Origin of the sequence: Lacinutrix iliipiscaria (assembly GCF_042686125.1) — a bacterium.
Taxonomy (GTDB): Bacteria; Bacteroidota; Bacteroidia; order Flavobacteriales; family Flavobacteriaceae; genus Oceanihabitans; species Oceanihabitans iliipiscarium.
The window spans coordinates 103,484-128,396 of the sequence record NZ_JBHUOV010000015.1; the positions used below are offsets into that span (position 1 = coordinate 103,484).

Consider the following 24,913-nt stretch of genomic DNA (forward strand, 5'->3'; position numbering starts at 1 on the left):
CATGAAAAAAGTAATCACAATCGCAGGAAGTAATAGTGAAAAATCTATCAACAAAAGTTTAATAAGTTATACTGCTAATTTATTAGAAAAAGTAGAGGTTGTTTCAATAGACTTAAATGATTATGTATTGCCAATTTATGGTGCTGATTTTGAAGCAGAAAATGGCATTCCTACAGCTATAAAAAGACTAAACGACTTGTTTGATACTGCCGATGGTTTTATGGTTTCGCTAGCAGAACATAACGGCTCTTATGCTGCAGTATTTAAAAACACATTAGACTGGTTGTCTCGTGTAAACATGAAAGTATGGAGAGAAAAACCAATGCTGTTAATGGCAACCTCACCAGGTAGTAGAGGAGGAGCCACTGTGTTAGAATCTGCAAGGGCCTATTTCCCGTTTATGGGAGCTAAAATCACAGACACATTTTCATTGCCTAATTTCTATGATAATTTCAAAGACGGCAAGGTAATAGACACTAATCTCGAAAAGGAAATGAAAGAGAAAGTGAGGAAATATTCTAACGAACTCTGAACGTTGTAACGTTAGGAAAATAAAACCCACAGCTAAAGTATATCAAGACTTATTAACCTGGATATCATCCACAAAAAGCAATCAAAATGGAAATAAACTTTAAAATTATCGTATTAATGCTAAGCATCTTATTTACAGGACTAACAGCAGGACTGTGTTTTACATGGTCTAATGCCATAACACCTGGTATTGGTAGATTAGATGACTTAGGGTTCTTGCAATCATTTCAAGCAATGAACCGCGCCATCATCAACCGTAGTTTTCTCATTGTGTTTTTTGGACCAGTGATACTTTTATTCATTAATGCCTACCTGCATCGTAATACACCTCCAACGATATTCTGGTCATTTATTCTTGCAGCAATTTTGTTTTTTTTGGGTGTTGGTCTTATCACGGTTTTCAAAAATGTGCCACTCAATGAACTACTTGATAAAACGGTATTGGAGCAGCTTTCTTCAGTTGAGCTTAAAGAGTTAAGAACCCAATTTGAAGCACCATGGAAACGATGGCACATTCAACGAACCATTTCCTCTTTTACCTCATTTGCCCTATTGCTGATAGGTCTTATTTACACAAAATAAAACAGAACAATTATTAATATTTAAAATTAAAAAACATGAAATCAAAAAACATTTTAATTATCGGAGGAACTGGGAAAACTGGTCGCCGAGTAGCAGAAAACTTAACTCAACAAGGACATAATGTTAGAGTTGTTGGTAGAAAAACTAACCCTGTATTTGATTGGGAAAACACAGATACTTACGATGAGGCATTGAAAGGAATGGATAGAGCCTATATTGTATATTATCCTGATTTGGCAGTGCCAGGCTCAAGAGAGGCCATTAGCACGCTAAGCAAAAAGGCTTTAGAAGCTGGATTAGAAAAAGTAATATTACTTTCAGGGAAAGGTGAAACTGAAGCTGAAGCTTGTGAGGAAATTATCGCTAATTCTGGCTTAAACTTTACACTTGTTCGTGCGTCGTGGTTTAATCAAAATTTTAGTGAAGGTGCATTTTTAGAGTTTGTATTAAATGGTACAGTCGCATTACCAATGCCTGAAGCAAAAATTCCATTTGTTGATGTTAATGATATTGCAGATGTAGTTTCAAAAGTCCTACTAGATGATAGTTATAACGGACAAACCCTAACTGTTACAGGACCACAAAAAAGAACCTTCAAAGAAGTTGTTGACATTATGGCTCAAGCTGCTAATAAACCTATTCAATTTGTACCTATTTCTATTGAAGAATTTAAAGATGGTATGCGACAAGCTGGACTTCCTGAATCATATATATGGCTCTTCGGTTATCTATTTCAAGACGTATTAGGTAATCCTAATAACCAAGAAGTTTATAATGATGTTGAAAAAGTGTTGGGTAGACCTGCAAAAAGTTTTGAAACCTTCGCTAAAGAGACCGCTGCAACTGGTATTTGGAATTAAAAACGTAAAAATCTTATAAAATGAAAAAAATAATTTGCTTTTCGCTGTTTATTCTTGGCATTTCTACTCAAGTCACTAGCCAAGAACAATTATTAAGCCCACAAAATAATCCTGGCAATATTAATTTACTCAAGTCAGAAACAACAAAAATGTCTTGGTTCATGGTAAAGGATTCAATAGAAATTAAAATAGGAGACATTTTTACTAAAATTAAGAAAGGAAAAGATAGTGTCACTATTATAACTACTGTAGTTATGAAACAATCTCCTAGTAATTGGGTAGATAGTACTATTGTTGGAACAAAGAATTTTAAGCCAATTTATCATTCTTCATACAATCAACAGAGAGATATGGTTTTACAATTCGGTAAAAAAATAACAGGTTATTATTTAGATAAGCAATCCGATTCCAAAACTAAAATATCGGAAGAAGTTAATGAACCATTTTTTGATAGCAACTTTTACCCTCAACTGTTAAGGATTCTTCCTTTAAAAAATGGCTATTCAAAAACTATTTCAATTTTTGACTACAATCCAAAATCAAAAATTGGGGTTATTACTGCAACAATAAAAAGTACCGAAGTAACGACCACAAAACATAATGGAAAACTAAAACAAGTTTGGAAAGTTGTAACTACTGACGAGATTTCAAACCATACGGCATTAATTACTTATTACATTGATATGTCAACCAGAAAACTGCTAAAACAAGAACTTAATTTAGGTGCTAGAAAAATGATTATGAGATTAGATGAATAAAGAAAACTAAATCGAAAAGCTGTGCTTACATTGTTTATATTATTGAGTTAAAGTTATAAATGGATTAAACAAATATCAATGACTTTGTTTCCAAAAATCATCCCGTTATTTTAACCATTTATGACCTCTTAATTAGTTCTAATTTCTAAACACGAACGTTTAAAGCCCAAGAATTCACCAACTTTGCAGTAAATAATAGCAATTATGAAAGCAGCAATTTATACAAACTATGGTTCCCCAGAAGTTATTCAGATTATTAATACTGAGAAACCAACACCTAAACCTAATGAGGTTTTAGTAAAGATTAAGACTTCTTCTGTTACAAGAGCTGATACTATGATGCGCCAAGGAGTGCCCAAATATGGAAGGTTGTTTTTAGGTTTATTTAAACCGAAAAATACGGCATTGGGTACAGGGTTTTCAGGCGTTGTAGAATCTATTGGGTCACAAGTCACTAAATTTAATATAGGCGACGAGGTTTTTGGTGAAAAATTGTTTAGCAATGGTTGTAATGCAGAATTTTTATGTGTCTCAGAAGATTTAGTTATCGAAATTAAACCAAATAATATTTCTCATTTAGAAGCAGCTCCTATTTGTGATGGTTTTTTAACTTCCTACAACTTCTTAAAAGATATAGCTGATTTAAAACAAGGTCAGCATATTTTAATAAATGGTGCATCTGGAAGTCTAGGTTCAGCAGCAGTTCAATTAGCAAAAGTAATGGGCGCAAAAGTTACAGCAGTTTGTAGCACAAGAAATATTGATTTTGTAAAATCTATAGGAGCCGATGAAGTAATAGATTACACAAAAACATCCATGGCTAATATACAGGAGAAGTATAATGTCATTTATGATTCGGTTGGAACACTATCTTATAAAGATTCTAAAAAACTAATAAGTTCTAATGGTGTTTTTATGACGCCAGTATTGAGTGGTCAAATTCTTTATCGAATGTTATTTAATTCAAAGAAAGTGAAATTTGCAGCTACAGGTATAAAAAAGACTGAGGAGTTAAAACGATTATTTTTAGAATTGGTAGATTTGTTTAAACAAGGTAAACTTTATACAAATATCGATAAAAGTTACAAGCTTTCAGATATAGCAGATGCTCATCACTATCTTGAAACTGGCCGTAAGGTTGGAAATGTTGTAATCATCAATTCATAATTCATCAATCAAAAAACGAACTGCAAATGTTTTTCAAATCACAAGAAGGAAAATCAAAAATTTTAAGTCTATACAATCAAAAACTTAAAGAACTACAGGTTAATTATACAGAGGAACTAATAGAAACCAAATTCGGTAAAACCAATGTAATTATCGTTGGTGATACTAAATTACCTCCTCTTATGCTTATACACGGTACAGGAGGTTGCGCACCACAAATTTTAGATTCCTTCCCTAATTTAGCCTCAAAATATTGTGTCTATGCAATAGATGTACTAGCTCAACCGAATAAAAGTGCTGAGAATAGACTGGGAATGAAATCTTTGGATTATGGAAATTGGCTAACAGAAATCATCATAAAACTAAGACTTAAAGAGGTGACTTTAGTTGGTTTTTCATTTGGTGGTTTAATTAGTTTAAAAGCTTTAGAATTTAATCAAACCCCAATAAAAAAGGTGTTCTTAATTGCACCAGTTTATATTGTTAACGGAAACCCAATTAAAAACGTATTCAAAATGTTTATACCATTGAAGAAGTTTATAAAAACGAATAATCAAGAATACATCAAAAAGGTAATGAATATCCTTTTTTCTGACTATGATGATTTTGCATTAGCTTTTATGTCAACTACTTTTCAAAATTGCAATATGGATTTTTCATCTTTACCAACAATTTCTAAACAGACTGCAAAAAATATAAAAACTCCAATAACCATTGTTGCTGCAGAAAATGATATCATGTTTCCAGGAAGAAAAATGATAAAAAGAGCAAAACAAATATTTCCATCTTTAGAGGAAGTTGTCTTGTTAAAAGGTTCTAAACACGTACCAAGTTCTAAGGACTTTATGAAAATAGAGCATATAATAATGGATGAAATCAAATAATATAATAATAGCTGCAATAAAATATCTAACATTTCCTGAACATAATTTTTTTGCGTTATCAAGTTTCAGTATTAGAAAAAGCTGACTATCATGTTATTGCGCCAAATCAAATAGCTTTTCTTAACTTAAGTTAATGAAATTCATTTTGAGAGTAAATAATTTTGTGTAGAATTTAATATGCAGATTATGAAACAAGTCGCTAAAGTATCAGGAATTGCTTATACAATGATTTTTCTTGCTGGTTTTTATGCAAATTTTGCAGTGCTAGAAAGTCTTGTAGATACTACTAGTTCAGCAATAACTACTGCAAATTTCATTAATAATCACTCTCAATTAGGAAACGGATTACTTGCGTTTGTAATCATGTTGTTTTTTGATTTAATATTAGTTTGGTCACTTTTTGGTTTAACAAAATCAGTAAATAGAAAAGTGACTTATATCGCTTCTATATTTCGGTTTTTACATGCCCTTTTTTTTGGAATTGCTTTAATCAAACTATGGAAAATCTATTCGCTAACATTGACTGTGAGCCATTCTACAAATTTGCAGCATCGTATATCAGAACTACTATCGAATTTTGACATACTCTGGACAATTGGATTGGTGTTTTTTGGAATTCACTTAATTTTTTTAGGTTCTCTAATTATAAAATCAACATATATGCCTAAAGCCTTGGGTATTCTATTATTACTTGCTGCCTTAGGCTATATCATAGATGGCGTGGCAAAACTAAGTATGCCTAATTATGTTAACTATAAAAATATTTTTGAAGTCATCGTAATTATGCCGTCGGTTATTGGTGAGTTTTCATTCACTGTTTGGTTATTAATTAAAGGGCTTAAAAAAGGAGACATTATAAAAAAAAAGAAAAATAATGTAACTTAAAGACACAGTTTTCAGTCGTATTTAAAAGCAAATAGATTTTCTTAAGATAGCTTAAGAATATTGATTAACAAATAGACTAAGTTTGACTTAAGAATTAGAATTACAATCAATCAAAAAACGAGCATTATGAAATTAGAATATTTAAAACGAATCAGGGTTTTAGTGATCACCTTCTTGATAATGCAAGTAATACATTCACAGCATTTGGAAGCTCATATTGATAGTGTTTTGGTTAATGTTTTTAAGGATAAGAATGGACCAGGAGGTGTGTTTTTAGTGGCAAAAAATGGTAAGTTGAATTACAGAAAAGCATTTGGTAAGTCAAATATAGAACTTGATGTAGATATGGTTCCAGATAACGTTTTTCAAATCGGTTCCATGACCAAACAATTTACAGCTATAGCTATTATGATGCTTGAAGAACAAGGTAAATTAAATGTTAATGATGTTGTTTCAAAATTTATTCCAGATTATCCTAATGGAAACAATATTACCCTTCATCATTTATTGACACATACCTCTGGAATTAAGGATTTTACTAAGATGAAATCCATTATGAGTATTGCAAAAGAAGATCTTACACCCAAAGAGTTAGTAGATTTTTTTAAAAATGAACCTGTAGAGTTTAAGTCAGGTGAAAAATTTGAGTATAATAATTCTGGTTATGTCGTTTTGGGATATATCATTGAGTTAGTATCAGGAAACACGTATGAAGATTTTATAGAAACAAACATCTTCGAAAAGCTTGCAATGAACAATTCTCGTTATGCGAGTGATAGAGCGATTGTAAAGAAAAGAGCTTATGGCTATCATAACAGAGGAGCGTTTACAAACAAAATGTATGTGAGTTTAAGTATTCCGTATGCTTCTGGTTCTTTAATGTCAACTGTTGATGATATGTTAAAATGGCAAGAAGCTATTAACAATAATCTGTTAGTTTCTCGAAATACAAAAGATAAAGTATTTAGCAAAAATAAATTAAACAATGGAGAGCAATTTACCTATGGTTATGGTTGGCATTTAAAAGATATTGATGGTGTGCCAACGAGAGAGCATGGAGGAAGTGTATTTGGCTTTAAATCTATGAGTGTTTATGTACCAAGTTTAGATATTTATGTCATAGGGTTTAGTAATTGTGATTGTAATTCGCCAACACAGGTGACAAGGGATATTACGTCCTTAGTAATCAAAAACTTTAAATAGTAAAAATTTTAAAATAAAACGATATGCCACACTTTGTAATAGACTGTTCGCAACAAATCATAGAACTGAAATCACCTGAAATTATCATGCAAAAAGTGTATGATACAGCAAAGTCAACTGGATTGTTTACTCCTGAAGATATTAAAGTAAGAATTAATCCTTTTCAATATTATAATGTAGGTAATTCTAAAGATAATTTCATTCATGTATTTACTAACATCATGGAAGGAAGAACCACAGAACAAAAAGCAGAACTTTCAAAACGAATAGTTACTGAACTTAAAGCCATGTTTCCTGAAGTACCTATTATTTCTATAAACATAAGAGATTTCGAAAAGGCAACATATTGTAATAGAAATATAATTTAGAAATGCATATTAAAGCTAAAAATGATAATATCAATCAAAAAAAGAGCATTATGAATACCTTAAAAATTAACAATTTAAATCTAATCTACAAAAATGGATATAATGCCATTAATGGTATTTCCCTAGAGATAAAGAATGGCATGTTTGGTTTGTTAGGTCCCAATGGCGCTGGTAAATCCTCTTTAATGAAAACGATCGTAGGCTTACAAAAGCCAACTTCAGGTTCTATTGAGTTTAATGATATAGATGTCGTACAAGACACAGATTATATCAAAAAAAATCTAGGATTTTTGCCACAGGATTTTGGTGTTTACCCTAAAGTAAATGCATACGATTTATTAAACCATATAGCGATTTTAAAAGGTGTTAATAATAAAGTTGAACGTCAGAAACAAATTCAATATTTGTTAGAAAAAGTCAACCTGTGGAATTTTAGAGATAAAGAGGTACATACCTTTTCTGGTGGTATGAAACAGCGATTTGGAGTTGCCCAAGCTTTACTTGGCGACCCAAAAATCATTATTGTAGACGAGCCAACAGCAGGACTAGATCCAGAGGAGCGTAACCGTTTTAACACGCTTTTAAGTGATATTAGTAGTGAAGTAGTTGTGATTTTATCTACTCATTTAGTTGAAGATGTGAAAAATCTATGTTCTGAAATGACCATAATGAATAAAGGTAGAATTCTTAAAACTGGTAAGCCAAAAGAATTAATTGAAGATTTAGAAGGTAAAATCTGGTCAAAATTTATTGATAGTGATGAACTGGAAATTTACCAATCAAATCTAAAAGTTATTAGTCAGCAACTTATAGAGCGTCAACTTCAAATTACAGTGTTTTCACCTACACAACCTGAAGGATTTTCACCAGTTGAACCAATACTAGAACACGTTTACTTTAATGTTCTTTCTCAAAACAGTTAATTATGAATGCTATACTTCAATTTCAATTAAAGCATAGCGGTAACCGTTATGTTTTAGGTTTAACAGCTTTAATATTAGTGCTTATAGGATGGTTTTGTGGTTATAAGTTTAACCTAACTGCTGGTGAAGGAATTTATCTTAATTCCCCATACACCATTGGCTTTATGATGGCTTTGTTGAGTCTGTCAATAATTTTTATGGCTATTTTATTTGCCTTAGAGATTCTGTTTAAGGAATGGGACACAAAATTTGATATTATGTTGTTCTCGTATCCAATTACGCTTAAAAACTATTTAATAGGGAAATTCTCAGTGTTTACTTTAAAAACTTTTTTAAGTTTTTTAATCTTAATTATAGGTTTTGTCATAGGTCAAAACTCGCGTACTGGAAACGAAATACAGTTAGGATTTAGTTTTTGGTCGTATCTCTATCCTTTTTTAATCTTTGGAGTTTTAAACTGTTTTTTTGTTTGTAGCTTCTTGTTTATGATTGCTTATATTACACGTAAGAAGTTATTAGTGGTTATTGGAGGTTTATTGTTGTATGTACTTTACATGATATTATTAGTGTTTTCTAATTCGCCATTTATGGCAGGAAGCATACCACAATCTATTGAAGTACAGCAACTATCATCATTATTAGATCCTTTTGGAGTTTCTGCATATTTCTTTGAAGCTAGAGACTTGAGTGTTACCGAAAAAAATCAGTTTATCGTTTCATTAAAAGGCTTTTTGGCTATCAATCGTATCGCTTATATATTGTTATCAATATTGTTTTTGGTTATTTCTTATCGTTTTTATGTATTTAGTAAAGCGACAAGTAAAAAGGAATTAAAGCGTAAACAGCATAAAGTTAAAGACGCAAAAGTAAGATTAACAAAAGTTAAAACACCTGCTCTTAATTTTGGTTTTAAGTCAGAGTTCAGTTCAATCATTTCCTTTGCAAAGGTTGATGTAATTTACCTTTTTAAAAGTGTAACTATAGTAGCCGTTTCAATGCTGTTGGTATTCTTTGTTGGTATGGAGATGTATTCTGATATAGATAAAGGCATTCGTTTACCAAATTATTATGCCAGTTCAGGACTTTTGGCAACTTCTATTTCTCAAAGCTTTCACTTATTAGGAGCATTTATTCTAGTGTATTTTATAAATGATATGTATTGGAGAAGTAATACAGCCAATTTTTATTTAATTGAAGACAGTACATTTTTTTCAAAAGTAAAATTAAAAGGGCATTTAATGTCATTAGCTGTGCTATTGGTCTTCTTAACGACGCTACTTATAGTAATTGCATTAGTGTTTCAAATAAGTTATGGATATACCCAAATTGATTGGTTGGCTTATTTTGGGGTTATGATATTTAATACAATTCCGCTTTTTCTTTTCGGTACATTGTTACTTCTTATCAATACGATTATAAATAACAAATATGTAGCCTTAGGAGTTTCAATATTAGCGGTTGTAGTTTTTGCAACACCAATAATTAAGATGTTATTACCATATCCATTGTTACACATTTTCTCAGGGTTCAATGGTGTGTTTAGCGACTTAAATGGTTATGGTGCTTATCTGTTGGCCTTTTCAAACAGATTGCTTTTTGGAATTTGTCTTTTAGGTTTAATTTGGATTTTTAATTCCTATTTAAAATTTAAACAATGGACTAAAATCAAATCTTTTATTGTTATTATTTTCTTTGGATTAGGCGTTTTTGGAGGCTTTAATTTCATGAATGGTTATTCACCAAAAAATGAAGAAGCACAAATAATTGAAGCGGTTGGTTATGAAAAAAATTACCGTCATTATCAAAATATATCGCAACCTACAATTATAAATGTAGATACAAAAATAGACTTGTATCCTTCTGAAAATGCTTATAAAATTCAAGGAAAATATAGAATTCAAAATCTATCAGATAAACCGATATATAAGATTCTATTGAATTTTCATTCCGACTTAGAATTAAATGAAGCAACATTTAGAATGCATAATATAGATATTTCAGTTGATGAGATTGTTTCAGAGATAAAACTTGATGAGCCTTTTATGCCAAGTGATACAGCGACTCTGGAGTTTAATTTATCATACAAATGGTTCGCTGTAAATGGGCATCAATCTTTTAATGCTATCGTTGATAATGGTACGTTTATGAGGATTAGCAATTATTATCCTTTATTGGGATACCAATCAGATAAAGAGATAGAAGACCAGCAAAAACGAGAAGAATATGGACTTGGAAATCCAACACGTTTAAAGAAGCTTGAAGCTCCAGAAGTTTTTAAAAATGACTTTATCAATTTAGATATGGTAGTGTCTACGGAAAGCAATCAAACACCTATGGGAATAGGTAATATTGTTAAAACCTGGACTGAAAACGATAGGACAAATACCCAGTATAAAGCCGATGGTATTCCATTTCGATTTGCAGTTGCATCTGCTAAGTATCAAAGGCAATCTGTCAAGCATCGTAACATAGAAATTGAAGTACTTTACCATGACATGCATTTTGAAAATGTAGATCGATTACTAAAAAATGCCGTACTGAGTTTAGATTATTGTGTGAATAATTTTAGTGCTTATCCATTTGAAAAAATAAGTTTTGTTGAGGTCTCATCTTTTACGAGTGGATTTGCAGCAACAGCATATCCAGCGACCATTTTTATGACCGAAAACATGATATTTCATGCTAATATAGATAGTGATCCAAGTAAAGATGTAATAAATGAACTAGCAGGTCATGAATTGGCTCATATATGGTGGGGAAATAGTCAAATAAATCCAGATGAAAGAGAAGGAGCTTCATTGCTCACAGAGTCTTTAGCGATGTATACCGAAATGATGATTTACAAAAAGTTGTATGGGAAAGAACGCATGATGGAACGTGTTAAAGTACATCAACAAATTTATGATAATGAAAAAGGACTTTATGGAGATCCACCTTTATACAAAGTGCCTTATGGTGCAACACATATAGCTTACTCAAAAGGAGCAATCGCAATGGTGGAATTATCTGAATTAATAGGCGAAGATAAAGTAAATCAGGCGTTAAGAAGTTTTTTAGCTAATAACAAATATCCAAAAAAACCAACGTCTTTAGATTTGCTTGAGGAATTATATAAAGTAGTACCAAATGAGGCAGTCAAATCTGAAATTGATAAATTATTTAGGGCAATATAAAATGGATCATGGAATAGACTATATAGATAAATTCGAATATAAAGAGGTTGTAAATGTGTGGGAAGCATCTGTAAGAGCAACTCACCACTTTTTAAAAGAAGCAGACATCGCGTATTTCAAACCTTTAATTCTAAACACTTATTTAGACGCTGTTGAATTAAGATGTTGTAGAGATGAGTATTGTAAAATAATAGGGTTTGTAGGTGTAGCCGAGGAAAATCTAGAAATGTTGTTCATTCACCCATCACATAGAGGTAAAGGTATAGGTAAAACTTTGTTGGACTATGTAATTAATAGCCTTAAGGTAAACAAAGTAGATGTGAATGAGCAGAATGAACAAGCTGTTGGATTTTACAAACACTGTGGCTTTGAAACCATTGGGCGATCTGAAACGGATGCCTCAGGAAAGCCATACCCAATTTTGCACTTGGAATTAATTAAAATATGAAAACATGAAAATTAAATTTATCATTATAGCAATACTACTGTTTAGCGGTCTTCATTTTGCACAAGCACAGGAAAATAATTTGAATACAAATAAAGATTCGCTAAACCATGTGTTTAATCAATATTACAAGTTAAACCTAAAGGTATTTCAGCAAAACTCTACCTTAGAAGACATCGATAACATTTTTGAGTTATTTACTGATGATTTTACCTATGTGCATCCAAATTATGGTGGGGTTTATACACGTGAAGACCTCTATAATGGTTACAAACGTAATCAAGCGAATGGAGGCTACGATGGGAGTGTTGTTGACATAAAAATCGAGAACGTTATTTATGGCTTAAATGCCATTACAGTAAGTAAACGCTTCATCACAAAGGAGGATGTCAAAACGGTTGAAGGTGAAATGCAAATGGCCCTTTTCGAGTTTAAGAATGGGAAAATTTTTATGATTAAAGAATATTGGTAGAATAAATACTTGCAAAATGACAACCATAAGAAAAGCAAGCCAGAAAGATGCAAAAGCGTTGTTCGGTTTAATTAAGGCACTTGCTAAATATGAAGGTCAACTACAATACCTAAAAACAGATTTAAATCAAATAATTGATTCAGGTTTTTTACATCTTCAACCTCCAAAATTTGAAGCTATCGTAGCAGAAAATAAAGGTATTTTAATAGGTTATGTTACTTATATGTGGAACTATTCTATTTGGAATGGAAGTACATACATGGCTATTGATGACGTGTTTGTATGCAAACAATTTAGAGGAAACAATATAGGACTAAAATTGATGCAGTATGCAAAAGACATTTGTACTTCAAACAATATTGAACTCATAAAATGGGAAGTTGAAAGTACTAACGAAAAAGCGATTCGTTTTTATAAAAAATTAGGAGCTGAAGTAAATAATAAGTCAATAGTAAAATGGTATATAACATGAAACATGGAATAGTTACTGGAAGCAGTAGAGGTATTGGTTTGGCAACGGTTGAGTTGTTGACAAAGCAGCCAAGTTTCAAGGTCATTGGCTCCTCCACCTCAGGAAATAATCCATTAGATTATTCTAATTTTAAATGTTTAAAACTCGATTTATCCAATAATGATTCTATTAACAAATTCGTTGAGAATTTAGGAGATATAAAACTTGATTTTTTAATCAACAATGCAGGCATTTTAATAGAAAAATGGGATGCTTCAGAAATCAATATGGAACAATTGAAAAAGACATTCGATATCAATGCTTTTGGGACTATTGAACTCACTGAAAAGCTCTTGACATTATTCACTCCTAATGCACATATTATTAACATCACATCTGATTGGGGCTCTTTTAGCGAGCAAAATTTTGACGCTTTTCAGCCACATTACAAAATGTCTAAAGCGGCCTTGAATATGTACACCAAGTTGTTGGCAAAAAGATTAGAGGAAAAACACATTAAAGTATCGTCTCTAGACCCAGGATGGACACAAACCGATATGGGAGGTAAAATCGCGCCTCGATTACCTAAAGATGTAGCTATTGATATTTTAAATTTATTACATGCTGATGTTGAAAGTGGACAGTTTTGGCATCAGGGAAAGATTAGAGAATGGTAGATAAAGCAGACAATGCTACTTAACTAAAGTCAATAAGTAAAACTACTTAAAGCAATATTTTTGCGTTAAATTATTAAAATGAATATTATGAAGGACAAATTTCAATTATCAGCTTCTAAAATTGAGTATAGCAAATATCTTTTTTTAGGTTTTTTAATAGCTATTTTAAGTCTTGCCTGCCAATCAAAAATAGCAACAGCAAATCCATCTGACTTGATGACAAGTCGTATTGATGATTATCTAAAACAAAGTGAAGTCAATGGTTTTTCAGGATCAGTTTTGGTCGCTAAGAATGATACTATTATTATTAATAAAGGATTCGGATTCGCTGATAAAGAAAATAACCTACTCAATAACCCTAATACGGTATATGATATTTGTTCGGTGTCAAAACAGTTTACAGGTGCTGCTATTGTGAAATTAGTTGAAGACAACAAATTAAAAGTGGAAAGCCCTATCAGTACCTACTTTGATGATTTGCCAGAGGATAAAAAAGACATCACCATTCATCAGTTATTAACCCATTCAGCTGGATTTGGTCATGGCAGTACTGATGATTTTGATCTCACATCAATGGATATTTATTTTTCAAATCTGTTTCAAGAGAAGCTATTATTCACTCCTGGCTCTAGGTACGAATATTCAAATTCAGGCTATAGCATTTTAGGACGAATTATTGAGCTTGTTTCTGGTCAGGATTATGAAACGTATTTGAGTGAAAACTTATTCCAACCATCAGGAATGAAGCACACAGGTTATTTGTTCCCAGATTGGGATAACGCGACTACTGCCAATGAATATTTGCTTAATGTTTCCAATGAAGGTTCTCATATTGAACAGTATAAACAAGATGGAGAAATTGCAAGAACGGTACTTGCGAATGGTGGTGTACATTCTACGAATAATGACATGTACAAATGGTATCAAGCATTAAAGTCTAATAAAATTTTATCTCAGGAGTCCTTTGAAATTCTCACAAAGCCCTATGTAGCTGAATATGAAGACGAGTCGAGCCACTATGCCTATGGTTGGACTGTTTATACCTCTAAAAGAGATACTAAAGTCATCACTCATAACGGATTTAATGGTATTTCTTATTATGAGTTTATATGGTTTCCTGAAGAAAATATTGTGATGCTATTTGCCTCTAATGCCTATATTAGACCAATAGGAAGAATGACCATGGAAATTGAAAAGATGTTATTTGATAAGGCTTATGTCCCTGAAGAATTACCAAAGTATATGGTGAGTGAGCTTTACAAATTTACCGAAGCACATAAGGGTAGTATTGATGATTTAGTAAAACAATTAAAACTGAAATTTGAAAACACCATCGACTCACCAAGACATTTAAATCGTTTAGGAGGCACGTATTACAGAAAAAATAAAATGAAAAAAGCGATAACTATCTATAAGCTTAACACACAATTATTTCCTGAAGATGGCAATAGCTGGGATTCTCTTGGAGATGCTTATTACAAGGCAAATGAAAAAGATAACGCCATTGAAGCCTATACAAAAGCTTTAGAGTTAAAACCTACAGAAGGTGCTTGTTTTTGGTGTGACAATTCAACAGAAAAACTTTCAGTATTAACTAAAGTCAATGAATAAATTTTAACATTGCAATACCTTCGTTTCATAATAAATATAACATTATGAACATAAAAAAAAGTAATATTCGAGATGTTGGTATGAGTAGCTATAACATCTTGTTCTGTACAACAGTTTGAAGTGAACACAGAAACACATCCATTTGAAAATGGTGGGTAGATCGTAAGACTGTAAAAGTGATTAAAAGGGAAGAGTAGTACCCTAGCCATTAATCATTTAGCAGCTCTGGTGTTTATGTCAAATTCATTTAACACAACTCAAGTTCTGAAATTAGTGCCTATTTTATGGAAGCTTACATTATGGCTCTCTCATTGCAGGCGCCTTTTTTTAGAGAGCACTATCTATTACTAGCACTACTCATATACAAATCCTTTATGTTTCCAAAGCTGTGTAGAGATCTATTGTTGGTGCTTTAACAAGCTCTCTCATTGAAGCGTTTAGAAATTTAACATCCCGAGCTATGAAGGTTATACAACGTTAGTTGTTAGTATTGCTGCTCCTCTTGGAGAGGTAGGTTTAACACTATACATGCTTATATATGGAACTACAAAATCTTATAAAAATTAAAAGAATTACGATTATGAAAACAAAAACATTTAAACAATTAATGCTAATAATAATTATGGCATTATGTTATCATCAATCAAATGCACAAGTAGCCAATAAAATAGAATTGACTGAAGATAATCAACTTTTGGGTTTAGGAACTCAACATATAATCAAGTCAAATATTTTGAATAAAGAACGCCCAATTATTATTTCATTACCCATTGGCTACAAAGATTCAAACACTAATTATCCTGTACTTTATGTTTTGGATGGTCTACAAAATATAAAACATACTGTTGGAACAGTAGAGCTTTTAACTGAATCAGGATTGATTCCTCCTTTAATTGTGGTAGGTTTAGAGAGTTTGGATAGAACAAAGGATTTAACGCCATCTAATGCTGGACAGAATGTTCATGGTAGTGCTGGAAACGTTGGTATACCGCAAAGTGGAGGCGCTCCTAAGTTTCTTGAGTTTTTAAGTGAGGAATTAATTCCTTTTGTTGACGCCAATTATAGAACACATCCTTATCGTATATTGGAAGGACATTCTTTGGGAGGTCTTTTTAGTGTTTATACGCTTATGGAAAGAAAGGATCTTTTTGATGCGTTTATTGTGGAAGCACCAGCGCTTTGGTGGAATAAGGAAGAAATGACAGAAAAAGCAAAATCCTTTTTTAAATCCAATGAAAGCCTGAACAAAACAGTTTATTTTGGTATTGGTGGTGGAGATGGTTGGGGAATGCGACAGGAACTATTGAGGTATGTTGATACTATTAAAGAAAACCCGCCTAAAAATTTTAGGTGGCTCCATGAAGAAGTTGGGGATGAAGGACACATGGTATCTAGATTAATATTGAATTATAATGGATTAAAGTTTTTATTTTCCGATTTAAAAATAAGTGATGGCTTAGTTAATAATTTTAGTGATGGGACTTTTTTAAAAGAAGAACAGCGGTTAAAAAACAAATATGGCGATAACGCACGAAGATCTGCAGAAGATTATTTTAGTCTTGTTTCAGTATTAGTTGAAAATGAGAATGATTCAGGAGCCATAACTGTGCTAAAAAGAGCATCCGAGGCCTATCCCATGTATGTTGGACTTCTAACTTATTTAGCAAAGTTATATGAGAAGAATAGTCAAAAAGCTAAAGCAATAGACACTTATCTTTTAGGAGTTGAAGTGTCAAGAAAGTACAAGCTGGGACAAGAAGATGATTTATTGCAAGAGGTAGGTAGGTTAAGAAAAACAAATTAAAAGAGAAGAATAAAAATCCCTCAGTTAATAGCAGTTATTCAGATGCTCTAGGATTTTTTTCTAGAGCATTTTTTTTCTTAAAAATTTATTTTTTAGCTATTCGTTTCCTTATGCGACTTAATGATTCTGGTTTCACACCCAAATAACTCGCCAAATGATATTGTGGTACACGTTGTAATAAATCTGGCCTGGTTTCTAAAAGGTTTTTGTAGCGTTCTTCAGGGCTAGAAGTTATAAATTTAGCTAATGCTTCCTGCTGTTCTCCAAAATCATTTTCCATAGACATTCGGCATAAAGCTTCATATTTTGGAACACGTTTAAATAATTCTTGCTCTTTATCATAATTTAAAACAGCTAGTCTACAATCTTCAACACATTCAAAGTAATGGTTGGCAGAGGTTTTGTTTTTATAGCTTTGCAGTGAGGCAACAGATTCATCTTCAACATAAAACTCAGTGGTACGTTCTTCACCGTCAATTATATAATATTTTCTAACGCATCCTTCAATAACAAAATAAGAATCTCTTGAAACCTGGCCTTCTCTTAAAAGAATCTCTCCTTTTTTAAATGCTTTAATAGGAATACATTCGGTAAAAGCCTTTGATTCTTCATCATTTAAAGAGAGGTATCTAGAAATCAGTTTTACGATGTCATTTTCCATAAAGAGATTGTCATAATATAAAAACATCTCTAAATTAAAAAGGTTTGAGCATAAACCCAAACCTTTAAATAAAAAATATAATTCAATTATATAATGTCGAAGAGTTGTTCTATGGGTTTACGCACTTTTGGCAATCCAATTGTGTGGTCATCCTTATGTCTGTAGCCTACAGGAGCGATAACAGCAGCATTAAGACCTTGACTTTTCAAGTTTAAGATTTTATTATAAGCTTCAGGTTCAAAACCTTCCATTGGGCAAGCGTCAATTTTTAATTCGGCACAAGCATTTAAGAGGTTTCCAAGTGCCAAATAGGTTTGTGATTTTAACCAGCTCGTTTTATCCTCTGTAGATTTTTCAGCTAATTTAGATTTTATAAAATCACCATAACCATTTAGTCGGTCTAAATCAAGGTTACGAGTTTCTGCTGTTTGTTTAATAAAGGCATCAATGGCTTCTGGAGAAGCATCAATATAATTACAAAATACAAATAGGTGAGAAGCATCAGTAATTTGACTTTGATTCCAAGAAACTGGTTTTAATTGCTCTCTGATTTCTGAATTTTTAATAATTAAAATTTTGTATAGTTGTAGCCCATATGAGGAAACCGATAATTGTACAGCTTCTTTTAATTTGTCAAGATCATTATTTGATATTTTTTTTGAAGTATCAAATTTTTTGGTAGCATAACGCCAGTTTAAGTTTTTAAGTAATTCCATTTTATTGTGTTTTTAATTCATAACTATTCATTGTAAAGTCTTTTATAAATCCCATTTTTTCATACATACCTTGTGCTAGTTTTGAAGCCTGTAAAGTTGCCAAAGTTGCACCTTACTCAAAAGATTTATTTAAAATAAAGTGCATCATTTCTTTAGCATACCCATTTCCTCGTAAATTAGAAGGTACGCCCAAACTGTATATTCCAGCAATTTTATTTGTAAGATGTAATTTTATAACACCTATGGGTTTGTTGTTTTCAAAAGCAACATAATAACTTACTCTGTGCATACTTTTTAAGACGACATCTTTACTAATAATATAACCAAAGGAGGTTTTAAATATATCACACCATGTTTTCGCATCATTAGCATTTGTTACCAATAGAAAATTTAACTTAGTTTTAGTTTTAAAGAGTGTATTAAGTTTTAAATGCATTCCAGGTAATGAGGATGTGAGTACAAAACCAGAACTTTCAATGAGTTTTTTATTGATCTTTTTATCATACTCAAAATCAATAAAACGGAGTTTTGTCTGAGATGTACTGACAAGGGTTTTAACGTTATGTAGTATTTCTAATGTGAGCTTTTGGCTTGTCCAAATTTTGTTTGGCCATTCAGAATTCTGTATGCGACTATAACTTATGATGTCATCATTAGCATATCCATTAAATGGTTTACTTACGGTTGTCCAAAGATGTGTTAGATTATTTATGTTGTTTTTAATTGTTTCCATAAAGCACTATTATTATTTTGTGTTAATTAATATGATTCCTAGTAACATTGATCCAGCACCTATAATTCTTTTAGTTGTAATGGGTTCTACAGGAAGATTAAGCCAGCCATATTTACCTGCGATTAATGAAAATAAGAGCTGTCCGCAAAGTCCAAGTGCAATCATTTTTGAAATACCAATTTTTGGAATAGTATAGAAATAAATAGAAATACCAATTACACTAAACAGTCCTCCAATAAACCATAAATACCAAGGCACTTGTGCTGTGATTATGGATTGTATACTGCTTTTTTCAAAAAAGAATAAGGTTAAAATTCCGAAAATAACACTGCTTATCGACGTTGCGATTACCGCAAGTATAGGTTGTTTAAGAATACTTCCTAACTGCGAATTAAATCCAGCTTGAATAGCTAAAAAAACACCTCCTGTTAATGCTAAAAATGTTAGTATATAAAGTCTCATAGTTTATATTTATTAATCCCATTTGTTTTTAGTAGAGATTCCATATTTACCTGCTCCAGTAAAGATTAATGCTATTCCAAAAATCATGTAAATAAAGATTGGTCCGATTTCCCAGCCACCAAATTCATTTAGTTTAAGTATGTTTGGAAGTTGCACCATAAGGATGGCAACAAGACAATTAATAGCAAATACAAATCCGGCTAGTTTTGTTCTAAATCCAATAATAATGAGAATAGGTGCGATAACCTCACCAATGAAAATTCCATACCCAAAAAAGGAGGGAAGTCCAAATTCAGTTAATAAAGTTTTAATGAAATCGATTCCATGTATTAACTTGGTAATTCCATAAATCAGCATTGTAAATGCAATGCATACTCTTAAAATAAATAATCCGATGTGTTGTTTTGTTTTCATAATATGAATGTTTAAAAATTATACTTTATAAATACTCCGAAGTTTTCGAGTGTTTTTTCTGCTTTATTAAACTGATCTAGATTTGCAGCTATTCCAGTTATTAATTTTTCTTTTTTTATTCCGAGACGTAGTTGTTGAATACCTCTATCAAGCACTTTTAAATTGGTGTTCGCCACTGCAAAAAGGTTTATATAGCCCTGAATGGTTTTATTTAGTTTAGGAGTGTAATTGAGTATTAATGTTTGCTCAAGTGTAAACCCATCTTGATATGTGCTACCAATAACATAGCTTAACTTAAAGCTGGAGGATACATATTGATATTGAGATGTTAAGGTTGCAAATGCTCCAGGGTTTTTAACGCCTATAGCTGCATTTACTTTAAAATTGCTGTTGAGATTGTAAGACAGCATATTCCTTATAAAAAAGATGTTATTCTTATCGTTAGTATGCTCGGTATCAAATAGAGAGATATTATTAATAGACCATGAACTCTTGAATGTATATTCAATAAAATGCTGATAAGCAGAAGAACGATTTCCTACAAGTATTTCTGGTGAGAAGCTAACATTTTGCGCATTTGATGTAAAAGCTCCAATAGTGAAAAAAAATAATAAAAATATAAATCGTAGCATTACCCATTTGTTATTTGATGGGTCAAAATTACATACAGGTTAGAAGAAAAAACTTAAGGTATCTTAAGAAGCGATTTTAAGAATGTTTTTTTCGTAAATAACTTAAAAACTCTGGGGTAACTCCAAGATATGAAGCTATAATATATTGAGGAACACGTTGTTCGATATTTCGATACGACTTTCTGAAGTCATTGTAACGTATATAGGCATCATCACTCATACTATCAATAACACGCTCTTGAATGGCAACATAGGCGCTTTGTATTTTAATACGGAAAAAATTAGAAACCTGAGGAACTTCAATATATAGTTTTTCTAACTCAATTCTAGGGAGTTGTATAATCAATGTTTTTTCTAATGCCTGAACATACATACGAGATGCTTTCCTGCTTAAATAGCTATATAAATCATTTATCCACCATTCTTCAATTCCTAATTGCAAGGTGTGTTCTTGTGCGTTTTCATCTAAATAATAACTACGCATAGAGCCTTGAACAATAAAATTCATGGTATTAGCGGTTTCTCCAGGCTCAATCAAAAATTCTTTTTTATTTAAGTCTTTAAATACAAGGATTGATGATAATTTTTGTTCGCCATACTTGTCAAGTGGGACAACTTTATTGATATGATTAATAAGAAGTTGTATCTGTTTATTTTCATCCATATTGCATAAGAAAGTTAATTCTTTTTAATTTTTATAACCTCTTTTGTAAATTCAAAATCATATAAAATATTATGATTTTCAACTATAGCTTTAAATGGTGATGGTGTTATAGGCAAATCTGTTGGAAACCAATGTGCTCTAGTTTTATAGTTTGGTAATAAGAATAATCCTTCTTGGGTTCCGTTTGTTCCAAAATATTGTGTGTTCCCTTTCCAAAAACAAGAATTTATTTCTTTTTCAATTAGTGAATTGGTATTTTTAATTGAAGTTGTTGGTACACCTATTTCGTTAACACAAATAACATCTTCAATACTAAAGGGATTATCCATTTGATTTTTTAAATCATACCTTACTATAAACTCAGCAACATTGCCACTTGCATCAAAAAAGTAAAATGAATCTGCATTCCAACTTTCAAAATGCTGTATTTCTCTGCCCTTATCTATATCTAAAACAGTAACTCTTTTTTTTATCCAAGCCATAGCTTCTTCAAGCTTGTTAGAAGGAATTAAAAAACAATAGTGGTATTTAAATTCTTCATCAGATTTCATAAAAGTTAATCTGCTCCAGCCAATTTTTAAAGTAAAGCTATGATCTGTTTCTTTAAGGATTTTAAAACCAAGAGTTTCGGAATAAAATATTTTTTCTAACTCTAAAGTTTTAGTAAATAAACTTAATTCTTTTATTCTCATGATAATTTTATCAATATCAAAAATACAAATTCCATTTTTTTTATAAAATTATCTTATAAACTAGTTTGTAAAAACTATGAATAAAATGAGAGTCGATATCAGGTTAAGGCGATTATCTTACTATTAAATCATGATATATTCCTATGCTTATATTGTATTTGCTTAATATTTAGCCTGTTATTAATTAATAAAAAAATTGCTTTTATCAACTAATTATTTTAACTTAATTGCATCAAATTTATCTATTGATTGAGTACTAATTGCTATAGGTATAAGGTCAATTCAAAAAAAGATATTAGAGGGGACAATAATATGTTTTTATGAGTAAGATTAATGAAAAGTTAATTAATGAATTACAACAATTAAATGGTTTTACTGAAAATTTTATAGAGTCACTTCAGGATGGTTTTATAATTTTAGATACTAAGGGAAGAATAGTAATCTCTAATTCGGCCTTTAGTAAATTCACTGGATATGATAAGCATGAATTATTAGGATTAAGTGCGCCATTTCCTTTTTGGCCTGAAGAGTTTCATAATGACTACATGAGTCGTTTTGAAGAAATGTTAAAGGATAATTTAAAATCTGAATTTGAAGTTGTTTATCAGCGAAAAAACGAAGACAGAATTCCTGTAACATTATTTGTAGCAAGTATAAAGAATAGCAAAGACAAAACCATCGCTTATTTTGTTCTAGTTCAAGATGAATCTATTGATAAGCAAAGTATTACAACAAAAACTTTCCCAAGTAAAGAATTATTTTCTGTAATAAATTATAGGAAAAAATACCTTGATTTAATAAGTCACAAAAAGATTGCAACGCAACTAGATAACGCATTAGCTCATATTTCTGATGGTTTAGTCTCTTTTGATACGAATTGGTGTTATACCTATATAAATGACAAAGCAGGCGAACTTATAGGAAGAAAACCAGATAGTTTAATTGGTAAGCATGTTTGGACAGAATTTCCTGAAGCTGTAAATTCAAAGACTTATAAAGCTTTTTATAAGGCTGCAAAAACTCAAGAAACTCAATCATTTGAGGATTATTTTGAAGGTTTTGATAAATGGTTTGAAAATAGAATTTATCCTTACCCTCAAGGTGTAACACTTTATTTTACAGATATTTCTGAACGAAAAAAAATAGAAAAACGCTTAGTAGAAAGTGAGAAAAATCTAGACAATATTATTAATAATATTGGAGACCCAATATTTGTTAAAGATCATAAAAGCCGCTTAATGTTTGTAAATCATGCTTTCTGCGAAATTTTTAATCATTCAAAAGAAGAAATTATTAGGAGTACCTTAGAGCAGGATGTTTTGCCAAGTGAAAGAGAAAGTTTTTTAAAGATTGATAAAGAAGTTTTAAAAACAGGTATTGAGAACATTAATGTAGAAACCCTTACTGTTAAAGGGAAACCTACTCGAATGATATCTACAAAAAAAAATAGATTTATAGACGACAAAGGCAATAAGTTTATAGTTGGTGTTATTAGAGATGTCACTAAGCTTATTCAAGTAGAAAAAGAGCTAAAATCTGTTAAAAATTATTCTGAAAGTTTAATTAGTTCAATGCATGAAGGTTTGGTTGTTTTTGATAAGCAAACAAGAATCATAAGCGTAAACCCTTCCTTTTGTAAAATGTCTGGATTTTCAGAAGACGAATTAATAGGTCAAGAATGTCCGTATCCATTTTCTTCACCAGAAACAGAAGAAGCGTCTAATTTACGTCATAAGCAAATTGCTGATGGAGAAATATTAGAACACTTTGAAAGTGTTTATATTCGAAAGGATGAGAAACGATTTAATGTTGACGTTATGCTTTCTCATATTGAAGATGAGCAAGGAAACATGTTAGCCTATTTTGCAACGGTTATAGATATTACTAAACGTAAAATTTCTGATGCTAAAATAGCGAAAGCCAATGAGCTACTTGTTGAGGCAAACAAAGAGCTAAATAAATTAAGAAAAGGACTAGAGCAAGAGAATTTTTATTTAAGAAACGAATTAGATTTAGTCTTTAATTATGAAGAAATGGTTTATGGAAGTACCGAATTTAGTAATGTTTTAACCGAAGTAGAAAAAGTCGCACCAACTAATGCAACCGTTTTATTATTAGGAGAATCTGGTACAGGAAAAGAATTATTGGCTAGAGCAATTCATAATACGAGTTCTAGGAATAATAAACCATTAATTAAAGTGAATTGTTCTGCTATACCAAGAGAACTTATAGAAAGTGAGTTATTTGGGCATAAAAAAGGTTCTTTTACTGGAGCTTTTAGTGATAAAGTCGGAAAGTTTGAATTAGCAGATGGAGGGACTTTGTTTTTAGACGAGATAGGAGAGTTGCCTTTAGATATGCAACCTAAAATTTTAAGATTTTTGCAAGAAGGGGAAATTGAAGTCGTTGGAGGTGTTGGAACTAAGACTCTAAATGTAAGAGTTATTGCAGCAACTAATAGAAATCTTTTAGAAGAAATCGAAAAGAAGCAATTTAGAGAAGATTTATATTTTAGGCTTAATGTATTTCCAATTGTGATTCCCGCATTACGTGATCGAAAAGACGATATTCCATTACTTGTAGAACATTTTGTCGATAAATTTAATAAAGCTTATGAAAAGCATATAAAGTATATTTCTGATGATGCTATGAGTAAACTAAAAGCCTACAGTTGGCCTGGAAATATTAGAGAATTAGAAAATTTAATTGAGCGCGCAGCAATTTTATCAACAAGTGATACATTAATAATACCTGGTTTTGAAACTTCTAATCAAAAAGCGAAACAAGCAATTAATAATAAAAATGTATCTCTAGATTTTGTTTTACGTAACCATATTCTTCAAGTCCTAGAAGATTGCCAATGGAAAATTAGTGGTCATCATGGGGCTTCCGATTTATTAGGATTAAAACCTAGCACTTTACGCGATAAAATGAAAAAATTAGGTATTGTAAAACCTAAATTGCTATAACGGTATTCCGTTGATTGTGCATTTCATCCGAAAAAAATAACGGTATATCGACATTCTGTGTTTTTTTAGTAAATATTTAATTAAGCATAAATCATTGTAAAACAGTGGTTTGTGTTTTTTTTTGCTTCAAATTTAATTTTTGGCACTTGTTTTGGCATCAGTTTTAAAAATGAAAA

At 31.3% G+C, this 24,913-nt stretch carries 26 protein-coding genes; 18 read left to right on the plus strand and 8 right to left on the minus strand.

The genetic code is table 11. The features are described from left to right. Position 1: 1 nt before the first annotated feature. The 17 genes from ACFS5M_RS13230 (at position 2) to ACFS5M_RS13310 (ending at position 16,794) form a co-directional block, all read left to right on the plus strand. A complete protein-coding gene (locus ACFS5M_RS13230) occupies positions 2–532 on the plus strand; it encodes an NADPH-dependent FMN reductase (RefSeq protein WP_183489147.1) in 531 nt (176 codons plus the stop codon). A gap of 86 nt (positions 533–618) precedes the next feature. Then, complete coding sequence (locus ACFS5M_RS13235) at positions 619–1,113, plus strand: anthrone oxygenase family protein (RefSeq protein WP_183489150.1); 495 nt, start codon at positions 619–621, stop codon at positions 1,111–1,113. Between the two features lie 35 nt (positions 1,114–1,148). Beyond that, complete coding sequence (locus tag ACFS5M_RS13240; RefSeq protein WP_183489151.1) at positions 1,149–1,973, plus strand: NmrA family NAD(P)-binding protein; 825 nt, start codon at positions 1,149–1,151, stop codon at positions 1,971–1,973. Between the two features lie 20 nt (positions 1,974–1,993). Continuing rightward, complete coding sequence (locus tag ACFS5M_RS13245; RefSeq protein WP_221267590.1) at positions 1,994–2,731, plus strand: DUF3108 domain-containing protein; 738 nt, start codon at positions 1,994–1,996, stop codon at positions 2,729–2,731. A gap of 204 nt (positions 2,732–2,935) precedes the next feature. Then, on the plus strand, positions 2,936–3,898 hold the full coding sequence (locus ACFS5M_RS13250) for an NAD(P)-dependent alcohol dehydrogenase (RefSeq protein ID WP_183489154.1): 963 nt from the start codon (positions 2,936–2,938) through the stop codon (positions 3,896–3,898). Between the two features lie 26 nt (positions 3,899–3,924). Next, positions 3,925–4,782 (plus strand): alpha/beta fold hydrolase, encoded by an 858-nt coding sequence (locus ACFS5M_RS13255; RefSeq protein ID WP_183489157.1) that lies wholly within the window; start codon positions 3,925–3,927, stop codon positions 4,780–4,782. Positions 4,783–4,968: 186 nt separating this feature from the next. After that, the gene (locus ACFS5M_RS13260) at positions 4,969–5,667 is read left to right on the plus strand and encodes a DUF4386 domain-containing protein (RefSeq protein ID WP_183489160.1); all 699 of its coding nucleotides are present in this window, start codon (positions 4,969–4,971) and stop codon (positions 5,665–5,667) included. A 126-nt stretch (positions 5,668–5,793) separates the two neighbouring features. Further along, positions 5,794–6,870 carry a serine hydrolase domain-containing protein gene (locus ACFS5M_RS13265; RefSeq protein WP_183489163.1) on the plus strand — a complete coding sequence of 359 codons (1,077 nt, stop codon included), beginning with the start codon at positions 5,794–5,796 and terminating at the stop codon, positions 6,868–6,870. Positions 6,871–6,893: 23 nt separating this feature from the next. Next, entirely contained in the window at positions 6,894–7,238 is a 345-nt protein-coding gene (locus ACFS5M_RS13270; RefSeq protein ID WP_183489166.1) for a 5-carboxymethyl-2-hydroxymuconate Delta-isomerase, read from the plus strand. Between the two features lie 50 nt (positions 7,239–7,288). After that, complete coding sequence (locus tag ACFS5M_RS13275; RefSeq protein WP_183489170.1) at positions 7,289–8,161, plus strand: ABC transporter ATP-binding protein; 873 nt, start codon at positions 7,289–7,291, stop codon at positions 8,159–8,161. A 2-nt stretch (positions 8,162–8,163) separates the two neighbouring features. Continuing rightward, positions 8,164–11,334 (plus strand): M1 family aminopeptidase, encoded by a 3,171-nt coding sequence (locus tag ACFS5M_RS13280; RefSeq protein WP_183489174.1) that lies wholly within the window; start codon positions 8,164–8,166, stop codon positions 11,332–11,334. Between the two features lies 1 nt (position 11,335). After that, entirely contained in the window at positions 11,336–11,782 is a 447-nt protein-coding gene (locus ACFS5M_RS13285) for a GNAT family N-acetyltransferase (protein ID WP_183489178.1), read from the plus strand. Positions 11,783–11,786: 4 nt separating this feature from the next. Further along, positions 11,787–12,251, plus strand: a complete 465-nt coding sequence (locus tag ACFS5M_RS13290) for a nuclear transport factor 2 family protein (RefSeq protein WP_183489181.1) — start codon at positions 11,787–11,789, stop codon at positions 12,249–12,251. Positions 12,252–12,267: 16 nt separating this feature from the next. Further along, entirely contained in the window at positions 12,268–12,723 is a 456-nt protein-coding gene (locus ACFS5M_RS13295) for a GNAT family N-acetyltransferase (RefSeq protein ID WP_183489184.1), read from the plus strand. After that, complete coding sequence (locus tag ACFS5M_RS13300; protein WP_183489186.1) at positions 12,720–13,379, plus strand: SDR family NAD(P)-dependent oxidoreductase; 660 nt, start codon at positions 12,720–12,722, stop codon at positions 13,377–13,379. The genes ACFS5M_RS13295 and ACFS5M_RS13300 overlap by 4 nt, the downstream gene beginning before the upstream one ends. Positions 13,380–13,466: 87 nt before the next feature. Continuing rightward, entirely contained in the window at positions 13,467–14,990 is a 1,524-nt protein-coding gene (locus ACFS5M_RS13305; protein WP_183489188.1) for a serine hydrolase, read from the plus strand. Positions 14,991–15,570: 580 nt separating this feature from the next. Then, positions 15,571–16,794, plus strand: coding sequence for an alpha/beta hydrolase-fold protein (locus ACFS5M_RS13310; protein ID WP_183489190.1), 1,224 nt, complete (start codon positions 15,571–15,573; stop codon positions 16,792–16,794). Between the two features lie 85 nt (positions 16,795–16,879). Here ACFS5M_RS13310 and ACFS5M_RS13315 read toward each other — a convergent pair whose 3' ends face one another. The 8 genes from ACFS5M_RS13315 to ACFS5M_RS13350 all read right to left on the minus strand — a co-directional run bounded on the left by ACFS5M_RS13315 (position 16,880) and on the right by ACFS5M_RS13350 (position 21,768). After that, positions 16,880–17,455 carry a Crp/Fnr family transcriptional regulator gene (locus ACFS5M_RS13315; protein ID WP_183489192.1) on the minus strand — a complete coding sequence of 192 codons (576 nt, stop codon included), beginning with the start codon at positions 17,453–17,455 and terminating at the stop codon, positions 16,880–16,882. Positions 17,456–17,541: 86 nt separating this feature from the next. Next, on the minus strand, positions 17,542–18,171 hold the full coding sequence (locus ACFS5M_RS13320) for an NAD(P)H-dependent oxidoreductase (RefSeq protein WP_183489194.1): 630 nt from the start codon (positions 18,169–18,171) through the stop codon (positions 17,542–17,544). 112 nt (positions 18,172–18,283) lie between these two features. Then, complete coding sequence (locus tag ACFS5M_RS13325) at positions 18,284–18,904, minus strand: GNAT family N-acetyltransferase (protein WP_183489196.1); 621 nt, start codon at positions 18,902–18,904, stop codon at positions 18,284–18,286. Between the two features lie 12 nt (positions 18,905–18,916). Continuing rightward, positions 18,917–19,366 carry a DMT family transporter gene (locus tag ACFS5M_RS13330; RefSeq protein WP_183489198.1) on the minus strand — a complete coding sequence of 150 codons (450 nt, stop codon included), beginning with the start codon at positions 19,364–19,366 and terminating at the stop codon, positions 18,917–18,919. 12 nt (positions 19,367–19,378) lie between these two features. After that, on the minus strand, positions 19,379–19,780 hold the full coding sequence (locus ACFS5M_RS13335) for a DoxX family protein (protein WP_183489200.1): 402 nt from the start codon (positions 19,778–19,780) through the stop codon (positions 19,379–19,381). A gap of 11 nt (positions 19,781–19,791) precedes the next feature. After that, on the minus strand, positions 19,792–20,412 hold the full coding sequence (locus ACFS5M_RS13340) for a hypothetical protein (protein WP_183489202.1): 621 nt from the start codon (positions 20,410–20,412) through the stop codon (positions 19,792–19,794). A gap of 76 nt (positions 20,413–20,488) precedes the next feature. Next, a complete protein-coding gene (locus ACFS5M_RS13345) occupies positions 20,489–21,076 on the minus strand; it encodes a Crp/Fnr family transcriptional regulator (RefSeq protein WP_183489205.1) in 588 nt (195 codons plus the stop codon). Positions 21,077–21,090: 14 nt separating this feature from the next. Beyond that, a complete protein-coding gene (locus ACFS5M_RS13350) occupies positions 21,091–21,768 on the minus strand; it encodes a VOC family protein (protein WP_183489208.1) in 678 nt (225 codons plus the stop codon). 320 nt (positions 21,769–22,088) lie between these two features. Here ACFS5M_RS13350 and ACFS5M_RS13355 point away from each other — a divergent pair, with 320 nt between their 5' ends. Then, positions 22,089–24,737: a sigma 54-interacting transcriptional regulator gene (locus ACFS5M_RS13355; protein WP_183489212.1), complete on the plus strand. Its 2,649-nt coding sequence runs from the start codon at positions 22,089–22,091 to the stop codon at positions 24,735–24,737. The last annotated feature ends 176 nt before the right edge of the window (positions 24,738–24,913 follow it).